20 protein-coding genes are annotated in these 23,325 nt (G+C 56.7%); 9 read left to right on the top strand and 11 right to left on the bottom strand.

Features of this window, described 5'->3' with window-relative positions; genetic code table 11:
• Window positions 1–54: 54 nt before the first annotated feature.
• From IB226_RS11010 to IB226_RS10995, 4 genes are all read right to left on the bottom strand, one after another.
• A complete protein-coding gene (locus IB226_RS11010; RefSeq protein WP_192235371.1) occupies window positions 55–1,221 on the bottom strand; it encodes a CfaE/CblD family pilus tip adhesin in 1,167 nt (388 codons plus the stop codon).
• A gap of 9 nt (window positions 1,222–1,230) precedes the next feature.
• Entirely contained in the window at window positions 1,231–3,969 is a 2,739-nt protein-coding gene (locus tag IB226_RS11005; protein WP_192235368.1) for a TcfC E-set like domain-containing protein, read from the bottom strand.
• 77 nt (window positions 3,970–4,046) lie between these two features.
• Window positions 4,047–4,550 (bottom strand): CS1 type fimbrial major subunit, encoded by a 504-nt coding sequence (locus IB226_RS11000; protein WP_192235365.1) that lies wholly within the window; start codon window positions 4,548–4,550, stop codon window positions 4,047–4,049.
• 102 nt (window positions 4,551–4,652) lie between these two features.
• The gene (locus IB226_RS10995) at window positions 4,653–5,450 is read right to left on the bottom strand and encodes a fimbrial protein (protein ID WP_192235361.1); all 798 of its coding nucleotides are present in this window, start codon (window positions 5,448–5,450) and stop codon (window positions 4,653–4,655) included.
• 487 nt (window positions 5,451–5,937) lie between these two features.
• Here IB226_RS10995 and IB226_RS10990 point away from each other — a divergent pair, with 487 nt between their 5' ends.
• The 8 genes from IB226_RS10990 to IB226_RS10955 all read left to right on the top strand — a co-directional run bounded on the left by IB226_RS10990 (window position 5,938) and on the right by IB226_RS10955 (window position 15,779).
• Window positions 5,938–6,810 carry a hypothetical protein gene (locus tag IB226_RS10990; RefSeq protein WP_192235358.1) on the top strand — a complete coding sequence of 291 codons (873 nt, stop codon included), beginning with the start codon at window positions 5,938–5,940 and terminating at the stop codon, window positions 6,808–6,810.
• A 159-nt stretch (window positions 6,811–6,969) separates the two neighbouring features.
• Window positions 6,970–8,583, top strand: a complete 1,614-nt coding sequence (locus IB226_RS10985; protein ID WP_192235356.1) for an ABC transporter substrate-binding protein — start codon at window positions 6,970–6,972, stop codon at window positions 8,581–8,583.
• 231 nt (window positions 8,584–8,814) lie between these two features.
• On the top strand, window positions 8,815–9,339 hold the full coding sequence (locus IB226_RS10980) for a GNAT family N-acetyltransferase (protein ID WP_101761768.1): 525 nt from the start codon (window positions 8,815–8,817) through the stop codon (window positions 9,337–9,339).
• 36 nt (window positions 9,340–9,375) lie between these two features.
• Window positions 9,376–10,989, top strand: coding sequence for an ABC transporter substrate-binding protein (locus IB226_RS10975; RefSeq protein ID WP_192235354.1), 1,614 nt, complete (start codon window positions 9,376–9,378; stop codon window positions 10,987–10,989).
• A 12-nt stretch (window positions 10,990–11,001) separates the two neighbouring features.
• Window positions 11,002–11,994, top strand: a complete 993-nt coding sequence (locus IB226_RS10970) for an ABC transporter permease (protein WP_192235352.1) — start codon at window positions 11,002–11,004, stop codon at window positions 11,992–11,994.
• Window positions 11,991–12,824 (top strand): ABC transporter permease, encoded by an 834-nt coding sequence (locus IB226_RS10965; RefSeq protein ID WP_192235350.1) that lies wholly within the window; start codon window positions 11,991–11,993, stop codon window positions 12,822–12,824. The genes IB226_RS10970 and IB226_RS10965 overlap by 4 nt, the downstream gene beginning before the upstream one ends.
• Window positions 12,821–14,428 carry an ABC transporter ATP-binding protein gene (locus IB226_RS10960; RefSeq protein WP_192235348.1) on the top strand — a complete coding sequence of 536 codons (1,608 nt, stop codon included), beginning with the start codon at window positions 12,821–12,823 and terminating at the stop codon, window positions 14,426–14,428. Before IB226_RS10965 ends, IB226_RS10960 begins: the two co-directional genes overlap by 4 nt.
• A gap of 10 nt (window positions 14,429–14,438) precedes the next feature.
• On the top strand, window positions 14,439–15,779 hold the full coding sequence (locus IB226_RS10955) for an LLM class flavin-dependent oxidoreductase (protein WP_192235346.1): 1,341 nt from the start codon (window positions 14,439–14,441) through the stop codon (window positions 15,777–15,779).
• Between the two features lie 112 nt (window positions 15,780–15,891).
• On the opposite strand, the gene IB226_RS10950 is transcribed toward IB226_RS10955, so the two are convergent.
• Together IB226_RS10950 and IB226_RS10945 are read right to left on the bottom strand one after the other, a co-directional pair.
• Window positions 15,892–16,677 carry a phosphate/phosphite/phosphonate ABC transporter substrate-binding protein gene (locus tag IB226_RS10950; protein WP_370579539.1) on the bottom strand — a complete coding sequence of 262 codons (786 nt, stop codon included), beginning with the start codon at window positions 16,675–16,677 and terminating at the stop codon, window positions 15,892–15,894.
• Complete coding sequence (locus IB226_RS10945; protein ID WP_192235341.1) at window positions 16,574–17,641, bottom strand: fatty acid desaturase; 1,068 nt, start codon at window positions 17,639–17,641, stop codon at window positions 16,574–16,576. The genes IB226_RS10950 and IB226_RS10945 overlap by 104 nt, the downstream gene beginning before the upstream one ends.
• Window positions 17,642–17,845: 204 nt before the next feature.
• Here IB226_RS10945 and IB226_RS10940 point away from each other — a divergent pair, with 204 nt between their 5' ends.
• On the top strand, window positions 17,846–18,868 hold the full coding sequence (locus IB226_RS10940) for an LLM class flavin-dependent oxidoreductase (protein WP_192235339.1): 1,023 nt from the start codon (window positions 17,846–17,848) through the stop codon (window positions 18,866–18,868).
• Window positions 18,869–18,967: 99 nt separating this feature from the next.
• Here the strand turns inward: IB226_RS10940 and IB226_RS10935 are convergent, their stop codons facing one another.
• From IB226_RS10935 to IB226_RS10915, 5 genes are read right to left on the bottom strand one after another with little or no spacing between them, the layout of a single operon-like run.
• On the bottom strand, window positions 18,968–20,239 hold the full coding sequence (locus IB226_RS10935; protein ID WP_192235337.1) for an alanine racemase: 1,272 nt from the start codon (window positions 20,237–20,239) through the stop codon (window positions 18,968–18,970).
• A gap of 11 nt (window positions 20,240–20,250) precedes the next feature.
• Window positions 20,251–20,988, bottom strand: a complete 738-nt coding sequence (locus IB226_RS10930; protein WP_192235335.1) for an amino acid ABC transporter ATP-binding protein — start codon at window positions 20,986–20,988, stop codon at window positions 20,251–20,253.
• On the bottom strand, window positions 20,985–21,629 hold the full coding sequence (locus tag IB226_RS10925) for an amino acid ABC transporter permease (RefSeq protein ID WP_137387122.1): 645 nt from the start codon (window positions 21,627–21,629) through the stop codon (window positions 20,985–20,987). Before IB226_RS10925 ends, IB226_RS10930 begins: the two co-directional genes overlap by 4 nt.
• Window positions 21,626–22,363 (bottom strand): amino acid ABC transporter permease, encoded by a 738-nt coding sequence (locus IB226_RS10920; RefSeq protein WP_192235333.1) that lies wholly within the window; start codon window positions 22,361–22,363, stop codon window positions 21,626–21,628. The genes IB226_RS10925 and IB226_RS10920 overlap by 4 nt, the downstream gene beginning before the upstream one ends.
• Window positions 22,364–22,413: 50 nt before the next feature.
• The gene (locus tag IB226_RS10915; RefSeq protein WP_192235330.1) at window positions 22,414–23,250 is read right to left on the bottom strand and encodes a transporter substrate-binding domain-containing protein; all 837 of its coding nucleotides are present in this window, start codon (window positions 23,248–23,250) and stop codon (window positions 22,414–22,416) included.
• Between the last annotated feature and the right edge of the window lie 75 nt (window positions 23,251–23,325).

The raw sequence follows: 23,325 nt of genomic DNA, 5'->3' as shown, positions 1-23,325 counted from the left end.
CTACAGTGTGTGCGCTCGGTAATTGCAGTTTTTATGACATCACCGCCCGCGCCATTATTGCGTCGTCGGGGTATAAATAATTCTCAACGTCCCCTGATAACGGCCCGCTGTTTTTGACGATAACGTGAAGGCGGGTGTAACAAGCTGCATCGGCGCAGGAACGCACAGCACTGAATTGCTCTGTCCCGGTAACACCACCCGTCGCAACACACCTCTGTTGGTGCCACTCCAGATAATCTCACTGCCGTTCTCAACCACCTGACGCGCTTTGGTCAGCGGGTTGATTACTTCAATCGCATAATCGAGGCGATTTTGCGCCAGAGTTTTATCCGCGCCTGTGCGATATAGCGAAAACAACCCCGTTCCCCGGCCGGGCGCGGCTGCACCTTCGTCCTGAAACAACAGGCTAACCCGGTTGCTGCCAGAATTATTGCCGTCGTACAGGCACATATCCAGCGAACGGCTGCCGCTAACGATGGTAGTGGCGCGCGCTCCGGGGAAGGTTTTTAAACCGAGATCCACAGTGGCGGCTGCATTGCCGAACTCCGGCAGATAGATCTGCTGGTTGCCGTAATCTGTCACCTTAAAGGTCATGTTGGCGATCCAGTCACCCATTTTCGTCACGTTGGTACAACCCACGTTTACGTTTTGCGAATTTCCGGTGCAGGACGTCACTGGCCACTGCATCAGCGACATTTTCAGCGTCGCGCTCCAGGTGCCCGCCGATGGGAATTTACTCAGCTCTGAAGAGGGAAGATAAGCCGAATAATCGGTCCCATCGCCACGTGGCGTGACGGCCCCGCCAAAGGCATTCATCGGCACCAGATTAGTCGCCACCACCACATTATTCAGCGAGCGTCTTTTGGTGAGATAGACATTCAGTACCAGCGTCTGTTTGGTGCTGCTTTCGGTAAACAACAGCGGCACGGGATAGGGTGACGGCGACGCTTCAAGCCAGACAGGTAATGTCAGGCAGGCACCATATTGATTGCTGGTGCGCGACTGGCAAACCAGCGTATTGCGGCCCCATTTTGGTGCGTCATTGGTATCGTAACCGCCATTTTCATTGGTCCAGATCGGCAATTGCGCCGGTACTGACATGCGGTCAAAGGTTACGGCAACGTTGGTATTGCGCCCTGAAGGCGTGAGCATGGCGGCCTGCACCTGCATGCCCGCGATGAGGGCCAACAGCGTCAGCGCGCTAAGAAATCTACTTTTCATCCAAAATCCCTATTGTTGTTGCTGCGAAGAAGGCGCGGTGCGTGCCAGCGGAACCTCATCCGCCTGGCGGGTGACAATCAGCATTTTTGCCCGTTGCTGCACATCCTGCGGCACTGAAGCCAGTTCGATGGGTTTGCAGTCGCTGTCGCCGACATAGCGCACTACGTCATGGGTGCTTTTCACCTTCATTTCACAGCGGTACATCTGCATGCCGCGCACCATGTACAGATTTTTTATGCGGTGATCGGTCTCAGCGCTGAATCCGCCCTGGCCTAAACCGGACCAGCTGGCAACATTCAGCGGCGTGGCGCCTTCCAGTGGAAGCTGTTGGTTGATCATCAGCCTGCCAAGCCAGGTGTAGCGCGAAACAATATTCACTTTGCTCACCAGCATGCGGCCCGGCGCGATAAACAGCGTGCGTCGTCCGGCACCCTGGGTGATTTCACTGCGCATACCGTCGGTGGATTCGATGGAATCGTTGATGCTGATCGCGCTCTGGGTGTAAGCCGGTACGCTGAATAAAGTGCGGCCGGTGCCATGCAGGCTGGCGCTGCCCGCGCCATCAACGGAGACATCCACCCGTGTGTCGCGGCTTTCATCGCTGCTTGCCACATGCACGCCCACCGCCGCCCCGGGCAGGCCGTTGCCCCATTTGCCCCAATAGAGGCCGGAACGTGCTACCGCCAATGAGGAGTTGTAGCTGCCGCTGCTGCTGAAGCGCTGAGCGGATGAACCGGACGACGCAGAGCTGAATGCCAGGCTGCCGCTGCCGTATTCGCCCGCAGTTTTGCCGTAAACGGAAGCATTCAAAGTATTTTCCTGATTACCGTTAAGGTTCACGCCGATCTCCTGCTGATTCTGCGCATCGAAATACCAGTTTTGCGCCACGTTATAGCCAACCTGATCCTTGTTGTTGCGATCGGTTTGGTAGGTCATGCCGAGCGAACTGTAGCTCGAACGTGAATTGATGGTTGGCGTGCTGACGCGCGAGAGTGAGACGGAGAGGAAGCCACCGTTGTCGCGCTGAGTTCCGCTGCTGCTGGTGCGGGTAAAGAGATTGGCGCTGGTATTAATATTGAGTCCGTTGACACTGAAGCCGCGCCCCAGGCCAGCCTGCCAGGTGGTGGTCTGCGTTTTACTGTAGATGTTGCGGCGCGCCCACTGCGGCACGACGCCGTTATCATCCCACTGCACCGGAAGTACATTGCGGCCCTCGTTCTTGCTGGCGCTATAACCGGCATTCAGATACCAGCTTTTCACCGGCACGCTGAACATCAGGCTGCTGCTCTGGTAACACCCGCTAAAACCGTATTGCCCACCGTTGTTGCTGTAGCAATCCTGCGCATACAGGGCGCTGCGGTAGAAACTGAGGGAGAATCCGTCGTTATAAGCGACCTGCTGGATATTGCCGCGCGAACCTTCGCTGCCTTTCAGGTAGCTAAAGCGGGTGGTGAGGATGCCGTCGAGCAGCGGATTATCAAATCCGTGGCTCCAGTCGAGTGCGCTTTCGATAAAGCGGTTGAGGTTGGTCACGGCGACACCGCCGGTCAGCGCAGCGTCTTGCATCACAGGCACTTTGATGCCCGCCTGCATCACACGGCGATCGGCACCCGATTGCGATGCAGCGCCGTTGCCCTGCATCTCGCGATCGGGAATGGAGCCGCCTTGCACAAACCATTCAATGTTCTGGCTGGTGGCATTACCGGTGCGGCTGAAAGGAACCTGTTGGGTACGCGACAACTGATTATCTTCATAGATACGTAGCGTCACGCTGTAGCTACCATTGGGAAAGGTGCTGGTATCAAGATTTTGCGTGCCGGCATTGAGGTAAAAGGTGCCAAGCAGTTGCTGCCCGCGATAAGCATCAATACGCGACGGGCGCGTAATAAAGACAGTGACCGGCGTGCCTTGCGCCGCCTGTGCGCGGTTCATCCAGGCGAGCGTCGAACCGACGCGCGCACCTTCGATGGTGCTGAGCGGCAGTTGGCTTAAGGTAATGTTGCCGCCGGCGTTGCTGAAGATATCGCGCGAATCCATGCGTCCGGCCTGCACATAATAGCGCTTGCCGAGATCGCGGCGCAGAAACACGTTGTTAAAACGCACTTCCTGATGACTTTGCTGCCGGTATTTTTGCGCCAGATAGTCCCAGTCAATTCCGGCATAGCTGTTTTCAGTGAATCCTAGCGCGCCCGCCCCCTGCAGCGATAACGTCTGGTCATCGCGGTTGGTGACGAAGTTAATATTCTGCTGATGAATAAACGCCGCTTCCGTTTCGGCGGTCTGCTGGTAATAGGGCGATGCGTTGTCAGCCGCAAGCGGCACAAATTCCGGGCCGAGAAACAGCGCCACTTTGGCATTATTTTCGTCATAGATCAGCGCGAGGGAATCGGTCTCCAGATAGTCACAGCCCGCTGCGCCGCCGTTGCTGCTGCATGCCTTATTACCGTTGCGTGCCAAAGGTTCACTGATGAGATGGTCTAAGCGCTTTTCCTGCTGCGGATCCTTTTGATAATGCTGCATCACCGCCCGTGCAACCTGATGCGGTTTCAAGAACCTGACGCTATCCAGCGAAACAGAAGCTTCAAACAAGCCAAGCGATTGCCCGTAAACAGAAAGGTTGACCCACAGCGTCTGGCCGGTGACCAGCGATTCGAAACCAGGCGGAACCTGCGTGGCAGCACGAGGAGCGAGAGAAGGGATCAGGGTAATGAAAGAGGCTATTAAAGCGACGTGAATATTGACCTTCATTACAGCATCCTGCTGAAAAAGAATAATAAGGGGGCCGAGCGGCCCCCCGAAATAATTGATCAGTCAATGCCGACAAATTAGCTCTGCGTGGTGGCCTGTGTAATTAACAGGCTCACTACGCCGGTATAGGTGCCGGTTGCCAGCACGCCCGGCGTGGTCTGCGAAATTTTCAGTGGCAATACTGACGAACCGTTTGCGGTGCCCGCCGGGAACAGCGAGGCGTAAGTCAGGGCCGTGTTCGTGGTGGTGATCGGTTTTAAATCCGCACCCAGCGTGACGGTCAAAGGTACCGCTGTACCGGTAACGGTATTGTTAAGCTGAGCGGCACTCACCAGCGCAACGTTGATATTGGCAGTTTGCGAGTTCGACCAGATTTTGGTGTCCAGAGAATAGGTAGATAAACCACGGCCCGGAATATATTGCATATTAATGGTGCCGGGTAATGCGGTTCCGTCCGCCTGCGTCATATCCACCGTCGAATCAACATTCGCATTCACCGTAATATCTTTCTGCACCGCCTGTGCATTAAATACAGCCGTTAACGCAGCAGCGATGACTAGTGGTTTGATTAATTTTTGCATTTGTAGCTCCGTGAAAATCCTTGTACTGGCCGTAAATGACCGTCTCATGGGTAATGAACTGCTTTATAACAAACAGGTTGTTATTCCTTTAATACGTGTTGATCAGTGTCCGATAACGTACTCGGCGATATTCCGCGTATTGAGATCAACATGTTTTATTCTGACTTCCTGAGCAGCAGCTAATTCTGCCGAACTCCAGGCTTTAAAACGCAATGTCTCATCCGGATAAACCGAGGCGTGTTCTTTTTTCCACTGACAGCTGCTGCTGCTATGTTGTTTTGAGCAAACCGCGACCTCACGAATCACTACGCGAACCGTGCCAGCGTTTTTGACTTCGCCTGATGCTGATTGCGTGAGCGATAATCTGGCATTACGCGGCGGAATATGTACCAGCACGCCCCAGACTAAATTGATGCCGACCTGGTTGCTGATGTTATTATTCTGCGGCGATTTATCTTTCAATTCATCCGGGGCAGCCACGGCCTCGAAGTAAACGCGCCAGGCGGTCTCTTTTTCTGGCGGTTGTAATGAAATCAGCCGAATAATGCGTTGTGAACCGGAAGCCAGCGCGAATTTATCTGGAGTGGCGATAAGCGATGGCGAAACGGCATCTTCAACCAATATTTCTTTTTCAAACGGTGTTGCAGGGCGCTCAATTCGCTTGATGCTGACGCGAATAAACTGCGCTTCACCGCTTTGCGATAATGTCTGCACCTGTGCCGCACCCTGATTATTTAGGGTGACTTCCATCGGATAGACACTCATATTCGCCCATGCCGCTGGCATGGAAATAAAACCCATGAGAATCAGTGGGTAAGCGAGTTTTTTTACCAGGGTATTATGGCTTAAAATAGCCATTGAAAGGCCGTGACGCAGTGTCTTATGCGGTGAGTCGTCCATGATAAATCCTTATAAATTCCATCAAAAATCTGTCGGATATTCCCTGTGTGAATCGGACTAGCTATAAACCAGTCTCACTTAACCAAGTGGAATAACCGTGCGTTAAGAAAGTTCTCATAGGGGCTTTGTTAAGTCACTGTCCATTTTTGTGGTTAATTTTTTTAAGCCGTGCTACAAAGGGAATACTTGAGGAAATATCGCGACCTAACTTAATGAAATAATTGTAAAAACAAAGATCAATTTTCAGGCTTAGAACGGGCATGTCAGCTCAGAATAAATCAAGCTTTACATAAAATAGTCCATTGATGGTAAGATCGTGCCCAGAAGGGCAAAAAGACCCATGTTAATCTTAAAATATTAACCTCAGAAATAATACCTCCATAAAGCATCATCAACCGCCTCTCAACAGGATTTAAATAAATCCAGGAGCATGAGAGTGATTTTCTAAAAATTTTATAATTGATAACCAGGCACACCACACAGCAATATGAAAAGCAAACAGCAACTCACAGCATTAATTCACCAACGCGCAGCCGAGATTAAGTCAAATGACAACATCTCATTTGTTATGCAGAAGCATTACAAACTGTTGTTCAGACTGTATCTGACTAAGCCGCTCTATTTTAAAGTCATTTTCAAAGCTAATCGCTTTATTATTGGCTCGGCCATCATGGCGTACGCCTTCACCTCAGCAAACCCAACGCTGCGTGATGTAAAAGACTTTTGTAAAAAAACCGGTCTGATTAGCGACAACACTATTGATTCCTTTCTGCTCTTTATTCGGGTCGGTGGGCGTATGGAAGTTAAAAAGGACGCGCAGGATAAACGAAAGTTAACCTACACGGTGACCCGCAAAGCGCTGGATGAAACGCGGGCTTTAATTAATACCATGATGATTCCTTACGGTATGTTGTACGACGATTTCGATGTTTCGGCTTGCCTGAAAATGGAAAACTTTCATGCCGAATACTTCAAAAAATACGCTGAAATCACGCTCAAGCATGTTTACTTGTTCGATATGGTGCCAGAGAGTAAAGCCTTCATTTTCAGGGATGCCGGGCACATGCTGTTGATGGATCTGTACATCGAGAGTCTGCAACAAAAAACCACTGTTATTGAGTACAACTACCTGAAAGCGTCAGTGAAATGTGGGGTTTCGCGTTCGCACATTAAACGCTGCCTGCAGGACGCTGAAGCAGCCGGGTTGCTGACGCTGAATAAAACCAGTAATACGCTCATTTTGCATCTCTCCTTTATGCACATGGCGCTGGATTATTTTGCGGTCTATATGGCCATGGTCGAGTACGGATTACGCGGTTTATCGGGTGTGCCTCCACTACCGGCGAGCCTGTCACGATAATCTGTTTTTTTGCTGACTGGTGAATTGCCAAATTCAACAAATCGATTGCCACTATTGTCGTTTTACATTTATTTGTCCGGGTTTTAATAATTCAGCGGAAATTAATACAGGCCAGATTAAGGCCTTACATAATATTTACCTGCAATTACCAAGGACACTATGAAATTCACTTCAATAGCTTTGGCATTAGGTTTTAGCCTCCTGGGAAGCACGATTAACGCGGTAGCCGCCGACCAACCGGTTAGCGGCGGCAGCCTGACGGTCGGTGTTGAAACTGAGCCGACCACTTTTAACCCGCAGCTTAACGGTCAGGACAAAGCGGAAATAACGCTGCGTAACTTCTGGGAATCACTGCTGGCGCGCCGCCCGGATGGCAGCTTTGTGCCGTGGCTGGCGCAGAGTTATGAAGCCAGCCAGGATGGCAAAGTGATCCGCTTTAATCTGCGTCAGGACGTCACCTTCTCTAACGGCGAGAAGTTTGATGCCAACGCGGTGGCAGATAACTTCCGTCAAACTCAGGTCGCGCAATACTGCGCCGGCACCAGTTTGTGCCTGATGGGTTCGCATATTGAGAAGATTGAAACGCCGGACGATCACACGGTGGTGATCACCCTGAAAGAGGTCTACTCACCGTTTCTGTCCTTCGCTGCGGGCTTGCAGATTCTGGCGCCGGCCAGCTGGAAATCTCCACAGCTGAAATCGGGCGGCAAAGATCTGGCGGGCACCGGGCCGTTTATTCTCGAAAGCTATGAGAAAGGCCAGCAGGTGACCTACGTTAAAAACCCGAAATACAACTGGGCGCCAGCCACCGCGCAGCATCAGGGACCAGCGTATCTCGATCGCGTGACCTATCGCTTCCTGCCGGAATCTTCGGTGCGCACTGGCGCGCTGCTGTCTGGTCAGGTTGATGCCATTGAAGGCATTTCCGGTAACGATGCCGGTGAGTTCAAAGACAATCCCGACTTTACCTATCAGCATGCGTTGAACACCGGTACGCCATATTCCCTGTTCCTCAACGTGGAATATGGCCCGACGCAGGATGTGAAAGTGCGTCAGGCATTACTAAAAGGGTTGGATATCGATCCGCTGCTGAAGTCGGTGTATCGCGGCGAGCGCACCCGCGCGTGGGGCATCACGTCGCCCATCGATCCGCTTTACAACAAAGAGCTAGAGGGCAAATACGGCAACAATCCGGATGCGGCCAACAAGCTGCTGGATGAAGCGGGCTGGAAAAACCGCGATGGCGAAGGCTTCCGCACCAAAGATGGTCAGCGTCTGCGCATTGAGCTGATTCAGGCACAGGCAACGGTGCGCGACCAGCGCGATGTGCTGCTGCAGGCGATTCAGGCGCAGGCGCGTCAGCGTCTTGGCGTGGATCTCAAGCTGAACTACGTTGATTCTGGTACTTATGCCGATGTGCGTAAAAGCGGCAAGTTCGGCACCATCGCCAACTCCAACACGCCAACCGATGGCGTGGATATCGAAAACCACTATCGTCCGATCGCTCAGGGCGGCGCAATTAACTATAGCCGCGTCAACGATGAGAAGATCAATGGCTTGCTGGATAAAGCCGCCAGCACGCTGGATCTTAAGAAACGCCGCGATTTCTACAGCCAACTGCAGCAGGTCGCATTACCGCAACTGGCATTGGCAGTGCCGCTCTACGAACCGGAAGATCAGTTAGCCACCGCCAGCTACGTGCACGGCTACGGTTTCCGCAGCTATAAGCAGATGCCAGAAAGCGTTTACGATGTGTGGGTGAGCAAGCACTAAAAAAACCGCATATATTCGTAGCGGCGCGATTTATCGCGCTCAGTTGATTTTTAAAAGTCAAAACAGCGTAATTAATTGTGCCGCTACGATATGTGCATTAATTAAATAGTTTCATCTGCCGCTAAATTATTGCATTGCCATATTCAACAAATCGATTGCCGTTATTCTCGGTTTACTTTAATCCGCCGGATTTTAATACTTTCGGCAGGATTGAATAAGGAAACGGTCACCATGAGTCAGCTAATTGAAGTTGCCAAGCCCGACGATGCGGAAGAAATATTTGCGCTATTGCAACGCGCCTATGCTGCGCTGGTGGCGCTGGATGTGCATTTCACCATTTCACAGGGCAACGTCGAGCAGGTGCGCCGCGTCATCGAGCAGGAAACCGTGCTGGTGCTACGCAAATGGAAACGCGCGGTGGCAACCGTCACGGTGCGTTTTCCGTGGCAACAGGATGAACATGCGCCTTCGTCGCTGCCGTTTATCCACTGGTTCGCCGTCGACCCTGATTACAAAGGGCAGGGCTACGGCCGCGACATCATTACCTACGCCGAAGAAACCCTGCTGAAAGAGACGCTGAAAGCGCCGGGCGTCTATCTCGCCACCGCCATCAAGCATCCATGGCTGAGCGAGCTCTATCTGCGTCGCGGTTATCAACCGTTCCATCACCGCACCAATCCATTAGGCGAAGCGCTGGTGTTTCTGAAAAAGGAATTCAACCCGCCAGCCGATCAACCCATCGCCAAAATCGCCTGAATAACTAAAAAAGCACCTGCAACCACCAAGGATCTTATGAAAGCGAATTCAATCACTCTCGCGCTGGGTGTGACCTGCCTGCTGGGAAGCGCATCTCTTTTAGCCGCTGAGCAACCGCGCAGCGGCGGCAGCTTAACCTTCGGCGTCGAAACTGAACCCGTGCCGTTTAACCCGCAGCTGAATGGGCAATCCAAAGCGGAAGTGACGCTGCGTAACGTGTGGGAATCGCTGCTGGCGCGTCGAACCGACGGCAGTTTCGTACCCTGGCTGGCAGAAAGTTATGAGGTCAGTCCGGACGGCAAAGTGTATCGCTTTAGCCTGCGCCGCGACGTCACCTTTTCCAACGGCGAGAAGCTGGATGCTAACGCGGTGGCCGAGAATTTCCGCCATGTGCAGGATGCAAAGTATTGCGCCGGCAGCAGCATCTGCGCGTTGGGCGCGAGAATTGCCAGCGTGGCGACGCCAGACGATCACACCGTCACCATCACGCTGAAGCAGGGCTATTCGCCGTTCCTGTCGTTCGCCGCCAAATTGCAGATTCTGGCACCGGCCAGCTGGAACTCGCCGCAGCTGAAAGCCGGTGGCAAAGAGATTGCGGGCACCGGGCCGTTTATTATCGAGAGCTACGAAAAAGGCCAGCAGGTGACATTCGTACGCAACCCGCACTACAACTGGGCGCCCGCCACCGCTAAGCATCAAGGCCCGGCCTATCTGGAACGCGTGACCTATCGCTTCCTGCCGGAATCCTCGGTGCGCACCGGGGCGCTGCTGTCCGGGCAGCTGGACGCGATTGAAGGGATTTCTGGCAATGACGCCGGTGAATTCAAAGACAATCCCGACTTCACTTATCAGCACGCGTTGAACACCGGCACGCCGTATTCACTGTTCCTTAATGTGGAATACGGCCCGACGCAGGATGTGAACGTGCGTCAGGCGTTACTGCAAGGTCTGGACATCGATCCGCTGCTGAAGTCGGTGTATCGCGGCGAACGCACCCGCGCGTGGGGGATTACTTCGCCGGTCGATCCGCTCTACAACAACGATCTCGAAGGTCAGTATGGTAACAATCCCGCTGCCGCCAACCAGCTGCTGGATGAAGCCGGCTGGCAAACGCGCGACAGCGACGGTTTCCGCACCAAAGACGGCCAGCGCCTGAGCATTGAAGTGATTCAGGCGCAGGCAACGGTGCGCGATCAGCGCGATGTGCTGCTGCAGGCGGTTCAGGCGCAGGCGCGCCAGCGTCTCGGCGTGGAGATCAAACTGCGCTACGTCGATTCTGGCACCTACACCGAGGTGCGCAACACCGGCCACTTCGGCTCGATTGCTAACTCGAATACCGAAACCGACGGCATCGATATCGAAAACCACTATCGCCCGGTGAAAGCTGGCGGGCCGATTAACTACAGCCGCGTCAACAGCCCGCAAATCAACGGCTGGCTCGATCAGGCGGCAGCGACGCTGGATATTAATCAGCGCCGTAAATTCTACAGCCAGCTGCAGCAATACGCGCTGCTACAGCAGGCGCTGGCGATCCCGCTGTATGAACCAGAAGACCAGATCGCCACCGCCAGCTACGTGCACGGTGCCGGTTTCCGCAGTTTTAAACAGATGCCGGAGAACGCGTACGACATCTGGCTCAGCGACCACTAACAGGAGGCGAAGATGAGTCTGGAAAGCATTGTCACCCGCACGCCACGCGCGCGTCGGCCATCGGTGTGGCGCAGCGACCTGACGCGCCGCATCGTCAGCCGCCTGCTGGGCGGCGTTCTGGTGCTGTGGGCGGCGGTTTCGCTGGCCTTTCTCGGCGTGCATCTGGCGCCGGGCGATATCGTCAGCCTGCTGATCGGTGAGCAGCTGCGTACGCCAGCCATTGAGGCGGCGATCCGCGCCGAATGGGGCCTGAACGAACCGCTGTGGTGGCAATATCTGCACTATATGTGGCGCGTGCTGCACGGCGATTTTGGCCGTTCTTACATGCTCAACACTGAAGTCAGCCATCTGCTGGCCACGCAGCTGTGGCCCACCATCAAACTGACGCTGGCGGCGCTGCTGGTCAGCATCATTTTTGCGGTAGTGATTGCCGTCGGCACCGCGCATCGTCGCATTGGTCGCCGCGTGGCTAACGGTGTCGAGCTGCTGCTGGCCTCCACGCCCTCTTTCTGGATGGGCATCGTGCTGCTGTTTATTTTCAGCTTTACGCTGCGCTGGTTCCCGGTGGCGGGCGATCGCTCGCTGTCGTCGCTGGTGCTACCGGCGCTGGCGCTCGGTCTGGCGCAGGGCGCGGTGATCGCTCAACTGCTGCGCCGCGAGCTGGAGCGCGCGCTGGATGCGCCATTCACCCTGACGCTGCGCGCATGGGGCGTGGGGGAAACCACCCTTCGTCTCCGCCACGCGCTGCGTCATGCGGCGCTGCCTGCCGTCACGTTAACCGGCTGGCTGGTGGGCGGATTGCTGAGCGGCGCGGTGATTACTGAACAGGTATTTGGTCGTCCCGGCCTTGGCAAACTGACCGTCGATGCCGTGCTGGCGCAGGATCTGCCGGTGGTGCTGGCGGTAGCCATTCTCTCGGCGCTGATCTACGTGGTGATGAGCACCTTGGTTGACATCCTGTCGCTGTGGATTGATCCGCGTCTGCGCGGGGAGAGCAAATCATGATTGCCGTGCTGCAACGTCTTCCGGTTGCGCTGCCCGCCGCGGTGTGGGCAGCGATTCTGTTTCTGATTGTATTGGCTATCGCGGTGATCGCGCCGCAGTGGCTGGCGCACAGCGATCCGCTGCTGGCCGATCCGGTTAACGCGCAGCTGCCGCCGTCGGCGCAGCATTGGCTGGGCACCGATCAGCTGGGACGCGATCTGCTGACGCGCGTGATCTACGGCAGCCGCTATTCGCTGCTGATCAGCGTGGCGGCGATGGCGCTGGCGGTGGTGTTTGGCACCTTGCTGGGATTGGCGGCGGCGCTGGCGCGTGGCGTAGTTGATGAGCTGTTGAGCCGCGCGGTGGATGTGATTTCCGCCTTTCCCGATCTGCTGCTAGCGCTGATGCTGATCGCCTTTACCGGGCCCGGCACTAACAACCTGATTATCGCGCTCGGCGTCGCATCGGTGCCGCGTTTTGCCCGCGTGGTGCGGGCACAAACCTACAGCGTGATGACCTCCGGCTATGTTGAACAGGCGCGCACCTTTGGCCTGTCACGCTTCACGCTGATCACGCGCCACATTTTGCCGCACGCCATTGCGCAGGTGCCGGCGCTGGCCACGCTGGGGCTCGGCACCGCGATTATCGGTACCGCCGGACTGAGTTTCCTCGGCATGGGGCCGCAGCCACCGACCGCCGAATGGGGCCTGATGCTGGCGGAAGGACGCAATTATCTGCGTAACGCGTGGTGGATCGCCGTGTGGCCGGGCGTGTTTATCACGCTGACGGTGATTGCGGTGAATACGCTGGGTCGTTACTGGCAGGCACGTTTTGAAGGACGATCCGCATGAGCCAGCCGTTTATTGATATCCAGAATCTCTCGATTCGTTTCGGGCCGCAGCAGGTGGTGAAAAACCTCAACCTGCAGGTCGCGGCGGGCGAATCGGTGGCGCTGGTCGGGGAATCCGGTTCCGGCAAAACCCTGACCGCGCGCAGCCTGCTTGGCCTGCTGCCGGAGGGCGCAGTGTTAACCGCTGACCGTTTCACCATCGACGGGCGCGATATGCGCCACGCCAGCCGCAGCGACTGGCGCGCGCTGCGCGGTCGCCGCATTGGCTATGTGTTGCAGGACGCGCTGGTGTCGCTCGATCCGCTGCGCCGCATTGGTCAGCAGCTGAGTGATGCCCTAAGCGCCGCCGGTCATCGCGACAATTTGCAGGACAAAAGCCTCGCACTGCTGAAGGCGGCGGGCATTCACGATGCCGAAAGTCGCCTCGAACGCTATCCGCATCAACTTTCGGGCGGCCAGCGCCAGCGTGCGTTAATTGCTACCGCGCTGGCTGGTACGCCAACCTTATTGATCGCCGATGAACCGACCACCGCGCTGGATATGACGGTGCAGCGCCAGATTCTGCAACTGCTGGCGCAGCGCCGTCGCGACGGCCACGGCCTGCTGCTGATCAGCCACGATTTGGCGGTGGTGGCGGAACTGGCGGATCGCGTGCTGGTGATGCGCGATGGCGAAGTGGTGGAGCAGGGCAACAGCGGTCCGCTGCTCCATCGTCCGCAACACGCCTGGACGCAGCGCCTGCTGCGTGCGGTGCCAACGCCCGCCACGCGCGGTTTGCGCCTGAGCGCGGCTGAGCCGACGCCGCTGCCGCCGCGCCCGACACCCAGCAGCGCACCGTTGCTGGAAGGCATCGGCCTGCATAAAGCCTATGGCGATCGCCTGGTGCTCAACGACATCAACTTCACGCTGCACGCCGGAGAGACGCTTGGCGTGGTCGGCGAATCCGGCTCCGGCAAAACCTCGCTGGTGAAAGTGGTGATGGGCTTAACCGAACCGGACAGCGGCACGCTGCTGCTGGAAGGTGAGCGCTGGGATCGTCTGCCGGAGAAAGCGCGCCGCGCCCGGCGTGCGCGCTTGCAGCTGATCGCGCAGGATCCGTTCAGCTCATTCGACCCGCGCTACACGGTAGAGAAAATTATTGGCGAAAGCCTCGATAGCGCCGGAATTTACGGCGATGCGCGGCGTCAGCGCGTGCGTCAACTGCTCGATGAAGTGCAGCTCGGCGACCGCTTCCTGCAGCGCTACCCGCAACAGCTTTCCGGCGGTCAGCGCCAGCGCGTGGCGATTGCGCGCGCTTTTGCACCGAATCCGGCGCTGCTGGTGGCCGATGAACCGCTCAGCGCGCTCGATGTTTCGGTACAGGCGCAGGTGCTGGATCTGCTGGCCGATATGCAGGCTGAACACGGCACCGCACTGCTGTTTATCTCTCACGATCTTGGCGTGATACAGCATCTGGCGGATCGCGTGCTGGTGATGCAGAACGGGCAAGTGGTGGAGAGCGGGGCGCTGCAGCAGGTGTTCGCCGCGCCGCAGCATCCGTGGACGCAAAAACTGTTACAGGCACTGCCGGTCATTCCTGACTGGCAGCCCGCGAACGCATATTAAGGAGAGCAGAATGAGTCAGACACAACGCCAGCTGCGGCTGGGCGCGATTATTCAGGGCGTATCCGGCAACATGTCGGCATGGCGTCATCCCGATGCGGTGGCGGATGCCAGCATTAACATCGATTACGTGCTTGATCTGGCGCGTAAAGCGGAGCAGGCGAAGATCGATTTCCTGTTTGTCGCCGATGGCTTGTACATCACGCCGCAGTCGATTCCGCACTTCCTCAACCGTTTTGAGCCGATCACCTTGCTGTCGGCGCTGTCGCTGGTGACCCAAAAAATCGGTCTGGTCGCTACGCTTTCCACCTCCTACAGCGAGCCGTTTACCGTGGCGCGCCAGTTCGCCAGCCTCGATCATCTGAGCGGCGGTCGCGTCGGCTGGAACGTGGTGACTTCGCCGCTGGAAGGATCGGCGAAAAACTTCTCGCGTAGCAGCCATCCAGAACACGACGAGCGCTACCGCGTTGCCAGCGAGTATTTGCAGGTGGTGAAAGGGCTGTGGGATTCGTGGGAAGGGGATGCCTTTGTGCGCGACAAACAGAGCGGAGAATTCTTCGCCGCCGACAAGCTGCATACGCTAAATCATAAAGGACACTACTTCTCGGTGCAGGGACCGCTCAACGTCGGTCGCTCGCCGCAGGGCCGTCCGATTGTGTTCCAGGCGGGCGCGTCGGAAGCGGGCAAAGCCTTTGCCGCCGAAGCCGCCGATGCCATTTATACGCGCCAGGAAACGCTGGAGCAGGCGCGCGAGTTTCGTGAAGACGTGCGCCGCCGGCTGGTGGCACGCGGGCGCGATGCCGATGATATCCGTGTGTTCCAGGGCATCAGCGTGATTATTGGCGAAACGGAACAGGATGCCGAGCGCCGCTATCAGCAAACCGCCGAGCTGGTGACCATCGATAAAGCGCTGGAGTATCTTGGTCGCTACTTCGAGCATCACGATTTCAGCCAGTACGCGCTGGATGAAGCTTTCCCGGACATTGGCAAGCTGGGCAGCAACAGCTTCCGCAGCACCACCGACAAGATCAAACAGAACGCGCGCGAACGTGGCTTAACGCTGCGCCAGGCGGCGCTGGAAGAAGCGACGCCGCGTCCGAGTTTCCTGGGTACGGCGGAGCAGGTTGCCGAAGGGCTGGCAAACTGGTTCCTGCAGGGCGCAACCGACGGTTTTATCGTGCGTGGCGGTACGCCAACGGCGTTTGATGATTTTGTGGCGCAGGTCATTCCGCTGTTACAGGCGCGGGGTATTTATCGCAGCGAATATGAAGGCGCGACGTTGCGCGAAAACCTCGGCTTGCCCGAACCCGAGAATCAGTTTGCGGCGCAGCGGCACCGTGTCGAAGTGGCTTAAAGGTCAAATGAACGCGATGAATCGCGCCGCTACGAATATGTGCGCTTTATGTGTACGGTAATCAATCACCGCACATTCCGTAGCGGCGCAATTTATTGCGCAATGTTGAACATCACAACGCCGTCACGCCCAGCGCGGCGGCGCGATCTTTCCACTCCCGCACTTCGTCATAAAACGCCCGATCGCTCACGCTGAATCCACTAATCAAACTCTCCGCTAACAGATCCTGATAACGCTTATAGCTGGTCAGTTCGCTCAACGCACTGCGCAATTTCTCAAGGGTTGCTGCATCGGTTTTGGCTGACGTAATCAGCGGCAGCACGGCGCACAGCGGTGTTTCTCCGATGATCTCCAGCCCCGCCAGCTCCTGCGGGAAATTGCGGCGCAGCAGCGCCCAGGTGATGCAATCAATCGCCGCGATATCCGCCTCGCCCGCGCGCAACGCCGCCAGCGACTGACGATGGCTGCCGCTGAAGCGGGTTGCGCTGAAGAATTTCCCGTCCTGCGCCAGCGGCGCAATCACGTAGCGCAGCGAGTTGAAACCGGAGTGGGAATCGTTGCTGTTGCACACCGCGCGCCGTCCGCGAAAGTCGCTTAGCGTCAGGTTCTCATCTGCGCTGCGCACTACCAGCCAGCTGCGATAGCGCTGGCCGTCGCAGCCCTGGGCGCTGGAGAGGAAGGTGCCAACCAGCTGCACATCGGGCAGCAGCTCCACCAACGGATAACCACAGGTTTGGCTCAGCAGCAGCTGGTCATCGCGCCAGTGCGGCAGTAAATCCTGCGGCCAGCTAACTTCAGCTGGCACGCCGCGTTGTTGCAGCAGCGTCGTTAGCGCTGAGGTCAGGCCGAGAGTCACCTGATGGTTGATGTCGTACATCGGTAACGAAAGAGTGGGCATCCTGTGCATCCTTTTGCGTACCCGGATGGGCATTAACCTCGACCGATTTGCGCCAGAAGCGGGTTATCCATTCGCCATAACCGGCGACGCGAAAACCGTGGTTACGCTGGTGATAACCATCGCGATACAGCAAATAGACTTTGCGTAATCCGTACCACGGCAAACCGGGCAGATCGTGATGTACAGAATGATAGTTGAGATTGAGGAACAGCAAACGCCACGGCAACGCGGCTTCGTTATTGACCGAGCGCGCCAGCGGCTCCTCGTCGGCACGATGCTCGTAGAAGGATCGTACTTTGGTCAGCATCAGCGCCGGATAACTCACCGTCAGCACCAACCACAGCGGCGAGAAGCCATGCAGCGCCATCCAGTAAAACAGCCCGCTCAGTAAGGTGAGATGAATAATCCACATCGCCATCGCCGGTTTATCGCGATCAATAAAGGCATGCACCAGTTTTTTGAGGGTGGCGGCCATATCCAGCAGCGGGCCGATCAGCAAGCGGCCGGGAAAAGTGTTGCGCAGATGAATCACCTGCTGCTGCCAAGGTTTGAGTTGCGCCCAGCGCGCCGGCGAAAGGTAGTAGGTTTCCGGATCTTCATCGGGATCGGTCAGCGTGTGGTTGCGGTGATGCGCCAGATGCGAGTCGCGGTATAAGCCATACGGATACCACACCGCCAGCGGCAGCGTGCCGAACAGCTGGTTGAGACGGGGAAAACGCGTCGGGTGGCCGTGAATCAACTCGTGCTGCAGCGACATATACCAGGTGGTAAACAGGACCAGCAGCAGCGTGCTCAGCGTTAACCCCAACGTTCGCCAATAGACAACGCTGGCGAACCAACCGCCGTACACCGCCACCATCAATAGCCACGTTGGCAATTCGCTACGCCACAACCAGCTGCGTGCCAGTTGATGCACCACGTCACGCTGTTGCGCACTGAGATAGGCGGATGTCCCTTTACTCATGGTGAAGCCGAACCTGTAAACAGTGATTAGGCTATTGACGATGATTGATCACCGTGATGAACACAAAGAATCTCTTTTTCTTAGTTATGCAAAAAAGTTGATGAAGCGCGCGAAATCTATTGGCTATCAGTCACCTCGTCTGTGGCGTAACCTTGCTGCATTGGAAACGTTCGAGCCGGCACGGCTCACGAGGAGAATTTCAGCATGAAAAAGATTGGCTTCTTATCTTTTGGTCACTGGACCCCATCATCACAATCCGCCACCCGTTCGGCGCAGGACGTGCTGCTGCAATCGATTGATTTAGCAGTCGCCGCTGAAGAGTTGGGTGCCGATGGCGCTTACTTCCGCGTGCACCACTTTGCGCGTCAGTTAAGCTCGCCGTTCCCGCTGTTGGCGGCGGTCGGTGCGCGCACCAAAAAGATTGAAATTGGTACCGGCGTGATCGACATGCGCTACGAAAACCCGCTGTATATGGCGGAAGATGCCGGTGCGGCGGATCTGATTTCCAACGGGCGTCTGCAGCTCGGCCTGAGCCGTGGCTCGCCGGAGCAGGTTATCGAAGGCTATCGCTACTTTGGCTTTGATCCGCAAAACGGTGAGAGCGATGCCGATATGGGCCGTCGCCATACCGAGGAACTGTTGGAAGTGCTGCGCGGTGAAGGTTTTGCTAAACCGAATCCGCAGCCGATGTTCCCCAATCCACCGGGCTTGTTACGTCTTGAGCCGTTCTCGGCCGGTTTGCGTGAGCGTATCTGGTGGGGTTCTGGCTCCAACGCGACATCTATCTGGGCGGCGCAGCAGGGTATGAACCTGCAAAGCTCCACCCTGAAAGATGATGAAACCGGCGAGCCGTTCCACGTGCAGCAGGCGAAGCAGATTCGTGCTTATCGTCAGGCGTGGGAAGCGGCAGGTCATCAGCGTACGCCGCGTGTTTCGGTGAGCCGCAGCATCTTTGCGCTGACCAACGACACCGACCACGCGTACTTTGGTCGCAGTGGACAGGATCGGGATTCGGTGGGTTTCCTCGACGAGAAAACCCGCGCCATTTTTGGTCGCAGTTATGCCGCCGAGCCGGATCAGTTGATCAAACAGCTGGCGCAGGATGAGGGGATTGCCGAAGCGGATACGCTGTTGCTGACCATTCCGAACCAGTTAGGCGTGGATTATTGTGCGCACGTGATTGAGAGCATTTTGACCCACGTTGCACCGGAGTTAGGTTGGCGCTGATGTAATAAATTGCGCCGCTACAACAGATGCACCATTCCGTAGCGGCGCGATTTATCGCGCAATAAAATTGCGCCGCTACGAACACCGACTAATTACCCATCAAAACGCTGTTTCCAGTGAATCTGTGACGCAATAATCATCATCCACCAGCGGCAGATAGCGCCATTTATCAAAAGCGGTACAAGGATGCGAAATACCGCAGCCGACCCAATCGCCTACCTGCAGCGGCTCATCCTCCGGCAATAACAGATAAGCATGCTGATCGTTCACATCACTGATACGCAAATGCGTCGCCGCACGTGGGGCGCTGCCATCGGCGTTGCGGATCCACAGCGGATTGGGCAGATCCTGATCGAACGGGACATCGCGGCGGCCAAAATCGACGAATGCCAGGCCCGGCTCCGGACGCGACAATACGCGGCCCCAAATCTCCAGCGCGGCAGCAAAATGATGCGTTGCGCCCGGCTGAGCAAAGGGCGCGATGCGTGCATAGAGTCCGCTGTCGTGCGCCATATAGGCGCCGGAGCGGATCAGCGGCGTCATCGGCAGCGGCAGTTTCGCCGCGGTGAAGCACGCTGTCACCACATCAAACCAGGCGCCGCCACCGGCGCTGAGGATGATGTGATCGCTGGCAAACAGCTGCTTTTCCGCCAGCAATTCAGCGGTAGCGATCATCATCTGGCAGTAATCTTTCACACGCTGAATGCCGCTTTCATCGCGGCCTGCACCGAGCGCGCCTTCATAACCGGCCACGCCCACCAGCTTGAGCGCCGGGCAGGCGGCGATCGCTTCGGCAATCGCCAGCGCATCTTGCTGAGAACGACAACCGGTGCGGCCGCCGCTGACAGACATCTCCAGCAGCACCGAAATCTGGCTGTCGCCGAGGTTCTGCGCCAACAGCTTCACGCCTTGCAGCGAATCGACGTAGCACAGGAAGCCATGATCGGGGTGCTGCTGCTGCCATTGCGCAATCCAGCGAATACCCGCCGGATCGACCAACTCGTTGGCGAGAAACACATTGCGGATACCGAACTGACGCAGCGCGCGCACCTGCGCGGGCGTGGCGGCACCCAAACCCCACGCGCCGCCATCGCTAATCGCGCGGCGCAAAACGGCAGGCGACATCGAGGTTTTCCCGTGCGCGGCCAGCATCACGCCGTTTTCGCGGCAGAAGTCTGCCAGCTGGCGCAGATTGTTCTCAAGCGCCGACTGTTTCATGATCATCAGCGGCGAAAACACCTGATCGCTGCTCAGCACTGCCGTGCCGAGAGCCAGCGGCGACTCGCCGGTTCCGGCAACCGATTTAAAACGTGGCGCGGTTTGCTGCGCATCCAGTAATCCATCCGCCTGCAGCGGAAAGCGAATCGACATAGATCCTCCTGTTAGTGCTCAAGTACGCGCGATAAAAACTGCTGCGTGCGCGGGTTCTGTGGATTGACGAAAATCTGCTCGGGCGAACCTTGCTCGGCAATCACGCCCTGATCCATAAACACCACGCGGTCAGCGGTTTTACGCGCGAAGCCCATTTCGTGCGTCACCACCACCATCGTCATGCCTTCACGCGCCAGGCTGCGCATTACTTCCATGACTTCGCCTACCAGTTCTGGGTCCAGCGCCGAGGTAGCTTCATCGAAGAACATGATTTTCGGTTCTACCGCCAGCGCACGGGCAATCGCCACGCGCTGCTGCTGACCACCGGAAAGCTGCGCCGGATAGTGATGCGCGCGCTCGGCCAGTCCGACGCGCGTCAGCGCCGCCATGCCGCGTTTATTGGCTTCGGCTTCCGACAGCTTTTGCGCTTTGATCAGCGCCAGCGTGACGTTGCCGAGCGCGGTTTTGTGCGGAAACAGGTTGAACTGCTGGAACACCATGCCAACGTGACCGCAGATTTCGCTGGCGCGCTTGCGTTGGTGCAGCGGAACGTCGTTGACCCACACTTCACCGCTGTCGGCCACTTCCAGCCCGCTCATGATGCGCAGCACGGTACTTTTGCCAGAGCCGGATGCGCCAATCAGCACCAGCACTTCGCCCGGTGAAACATCCAGGCTGATCTCTTTCAGCACCTGGGTTGCGCCAAACGATTTGGTTATCCGGCTTAAGGTAATGGCGGATTTGCTCATGAGATTTGGCTCCTGGTTTGATGATGTTGAACCCAGCGGGAAAGCGGGAAGCAGACGGCGAAGTAGAGCAGGGCGACCAGACCGTAAACCACCACCGGCTGACCGATGCGATCAACAATCGCCTGGCCCTGATGCATCAGTTCGGACATGCCGATCATGCTGACGATCGAGGTGTCTTTGATCAGGGAAAGATACTGGCCCGCCAGCGGCGGCAGCACGATGCCGCGCGTTTGCGGCAGGATCACGTTCATAAAGGTCTGACGCTTAGACAGGCCCAAAATCCATGACACTTCCCACTGGCCTTTCGGCACCGCTTCGATGCCGGCGCGGAATACTTCGGCGATATAGGCGCCCTGATAGATGCTCAGGCCAAGAATACCGGCGGCAAACAGGTTGATGTCATAGCCGAAATAGGCGACGCCGAAGTAGATGAACATCAGTGTGATCAGCACCGGCGTGCCGCGAAACAGCTCGGTGTAGATCACCGCAATCTGCTTCAGAACGGGCAAGCGGCTGGTGCGCAACACCGCCGCCAGCAAGCCCAGCAGCGTGCTGCCAATGATCGCGGCCACCGACAGCAGCAGCGTGATACCGAGCCCTTTTAGCAGAATCGGTAACGAACTAATGATTAACTCGTTCATAGCGCGTTCTCCCGTTTCACTGGATTAGTCAGCCATTTTCTTGCCCACCACCAGGCGGACTTTTTTATCGGGGTCACCAGCGGCGGGTGGAACATGCGCCGTCCTGCCATCGTTCCCAGCCAGGAGAACAGGTTGCTCAGCACCAGATAGACCAGGGCAACGACGCTAAATGTCTGGATATAAAGAAGCGTGCGCGCATTAATCACTGTGGCGGTGCCGGTCAGTTCAGGCAGCGCAATCGCTGACAGCAAAGAGGTGCCGAGCAGCAGCTGAATCAGGTTGTTGATAATGGCGGGCCACACCGCGCGCGCCGCCTGCGGCAGTACCACGGTGAGAAACACCTGACGACGGGGAATGCCCAGCACCCATGCGGCTTCAAGCTGGCCTTTCGGCACCGATTGAATACCTGCGCGGAAGGTTTCGGACAGGTAGGCACCGACGTTAATCCCCAGCGCCAGCACGCCAGCGGTAAAGGCGCTCATGGTGATGCCGAGCGACGGCAGACCAAAGAAGATGATGAAGATCTGCAGCAGCACCGGCGTGTTGCGGATGAACTCAACGTAGCAGTGACTGATCCAGCGCAGCGGGGCCAGCGGCGACGCTTTCGCCAGCGCCGAGAGCAAACCGAGCGCCACCGCCAGCGCAAACGCCAGCAATGTCACTTGCAAGGTGAGCCACGCGGCGGCAAGAAAAGTGTCGGCGTAGCGCCACAGGGTTAGCCATTGATAACTCATGGTTCTGCTCCTTCGGGCGGCGCAGCAGCAGTTGCCGCGCCGCGTGGGGATCAATATTGCGGATTCAGCGGATAACGCGGTTTGTTGCCGAACCATTTCTGATACAGCTGGGCGTTTTCACCGGAGGCGTTAATTTCAAACAGGAATTCGTTGAGATAGTTGGTCCAGACCTGATCGCCCTGCTTCACGCCAAAGGCGTTGTATTCCAGCGGCACCAGCGCTTCATTGGTCACGATTAACGTTGGGTCGAGCTTGGCCTGATAGGCGAGGAAGTTGTTATCCTCGATCATCGCATCAGCCTGGCCCTGTTTCACCGCGAGGATGGCAGCCTGCGATGAGTCGTACTCCTGAATCTTCACGTCAATGCCCAGGTTGCGCACTTCGTCACCGTTGGTCGAGCCTTTTACCGTGGCGATGGTTTTGCCGCCCATATCGTGTGCGGACTGGATGCCGCTGTTCTTGCGCACCAGCATCGCTTCACTCGCCACCACATACGGGTTGGTGAAGCCGATCTCTTTGGCGCGTTCCAGATTGCGGGTGAAGTTGCAGAACACCACATCCACTTTATTGGTTTGCAGATTAGGAATGCGGTTGGCGCTGGTGGTGTTGACCATTTCCAGTTTCACGCCCATCTCTTTGGCCAGCGCTTTGGCGAGATCAACATCGTAGCCGTCCGGGTTACCGTCTTTATCGTAAAAACCGAACGGGGCGAAACTCAGGCAGTCACCGACGCGCAGCGTGCCACGTTGCAACACGGTCTGCAGCGCTGATTGCGGCGCGGCGCCCGCTTCTTTTTTCTCTTCGGTTGGCGTACAGCCCGCCAGCGTCAGTAATACCAGCGCGCCGGCTAGCGCGTTGAGGCTCACTTTTAGCGATGTTGTCTTCATTGTTATGCTCTCTTTAGAAATTTTGACGAGACGGTGTAATACCGTTATTTCACAGCAAAATAGAAAGGCATCAAT

Source organism: Pantoea sp. PNT03, from assembly GCF_014852515.1.
GTDB classification, from domain to species: domain Bacteria; phylum Pseudomonadota; class Gammaproteobacteria; order Enterobacterales; family Enterobacteriaceae; genus Pantoea; species Pantoea leporis.
Note: the sequence above shows the minus strand (reverse complement) of the source record. Positions and strands in the feature narration are given on the sequence as shown.

Excerpts from the sequence above, each read along its gene's own strand:
- IB226_RS10955 (WP_192235346.1), top strand. The coding sequence starts at position 14,439 with ATGAGTCAGACACAACGCCAGCTGCGGCTGGGCGCGATTATTCAGGGC.
- IB226_RS10985 (WP_192235356.1), top strand. The coding sequence starts at position 6,970 with ATGAAATTCACTTCAATAGCTTTGGCATTAGGTTTTAGCCTCCTGGGA.
- IB226_RS10960 (WP_192235348.1), top strand. The coding sequence starts at position 12,821 with ATGAGCCAGCCGTTTATTGATATCCAGAATCTCTCGATTCGTTTCGGG.
- IB226_RS11005 (WP_192235368.1), bottom strand. The coding sequence starts at position 3,969 with ATGAAGGTCAATATTCACGTCGCTTTAATAGCCTCTTTCATTACCCTG.
- IB226_RS10930 (WP_192235335.1), bottom strand. The coding sequence starts at position 20,988 with ATGAGCAAATCCGCCATTACCTTAAGCCGGATAACCAAATCGTTTGGC.
- IB226_RS10965 (WP_192235350.1), top strand. The coding sequence starts at position 11,991 with ATGATTGCCGTGCTGCAACGTCTTCCGGTTGCGCTGCCCGCCGCGGTG.
- IB226_RS10975 (WP_192235354.1), top strand. The coding sequence starts at position 9,376 with ATGAAAGCGAATTCAATCACTCTCGCGCTGGGTGTGACCTGCCTGCTG.
- IB226_RS10990 (WP_192235358.1), top strand. The coding sequence starts at position 5,938 with ATGAAAAGCAAACAGCAACTCACAGCATTAATTCACCAACGCGCAGCC.
- IB226_RS10920 (WP_192235333.1), bottom strand. The coding sequence starts at position 22,363 with ATGAGTTATCAATGGCTAACCCTGTGGCGCTACGCCGACACTTTTCTT.
- IB226_RS10935 (WP_192235337.1), bottom strand. The coding sequence starts at position 20,239 with ATGTCGATTCGCTTTCCGCTGCAGGCGGATGGATTACTGGATGCGCAG.
- IB226_RS10925 (WP_137387122.1), bottom strand. The coding sequence starts at position 21,629 with ATGAACGAGTTAATCATTAGTTCGTTACCGATTCTGCTAAAAGGGCTC.
- IB226_RS10995 (WP_192235361.1), bottom strand. The coding sequence starts at position 5,450 with ATGGACGACTCACCGCATAAGACACTGCGTCACGGCCTTTCAATGGCT.
- IB226_RS10950 (WP_370579539.1), bottom strand. The coding sequence starts at position 16,677 with ATGCCCACTCTTTCGTTACCGATGTACGACATCAACCATCAGGTGACT.
- IB226_RS11000 (WP_192235365.1), bottom strand. The coding sequence starts at position 4,550 with ATGCAAAAATTAATCAAACCACTAGTCATCGCTGCTGCGTTAACGGCT.
- IB226_RS10970 (WP_192235352.1), top strand. The coding sequence starts at position 11,002 with ATGAGTCTGGAAAGCATTGTCACCCGCACGCCACGCGCGCGTCGGCCA.
- IB226_RS10915 (WP_192235330.1), bottom strand. The coding sequence starts at position 23,250 with ATGAAGACAACATCGCTAAAAGTGAGCCTCAACGCGCTAGCCGGCGCG.
- IB226_RS11010 (WP_192235371.1), bottom strand. The coding sequence starts at position 1,221 with ATGAAAAGTAGATTTCTTAGCGCGCTGACGCTGTTGGCCCTCATCGCG.
- IB226_RS10980 (WP_101761768.1), top strand. The coding sequence starts at position 8,815 with ATGAGTCAGCTAATTGAAGTTGCCAAGCCCGACGATGCGGAAGAAATA.
- IB226_RS10945 (WP_192235341.1), bottom strand. The coding sequence starts at position 17,641 with ATGAGTAAAGGGACATCCGCCTATCTCAGTGCGCAACAGCGTGACGTG.
- IB226_RS10940 (WP_192235339.1), top strand. The coding sequence starts at position 17,846 with ATGAAAAAGATTGGCTTCTTATCTTTTGGTCACTGGACCCCATCATCA.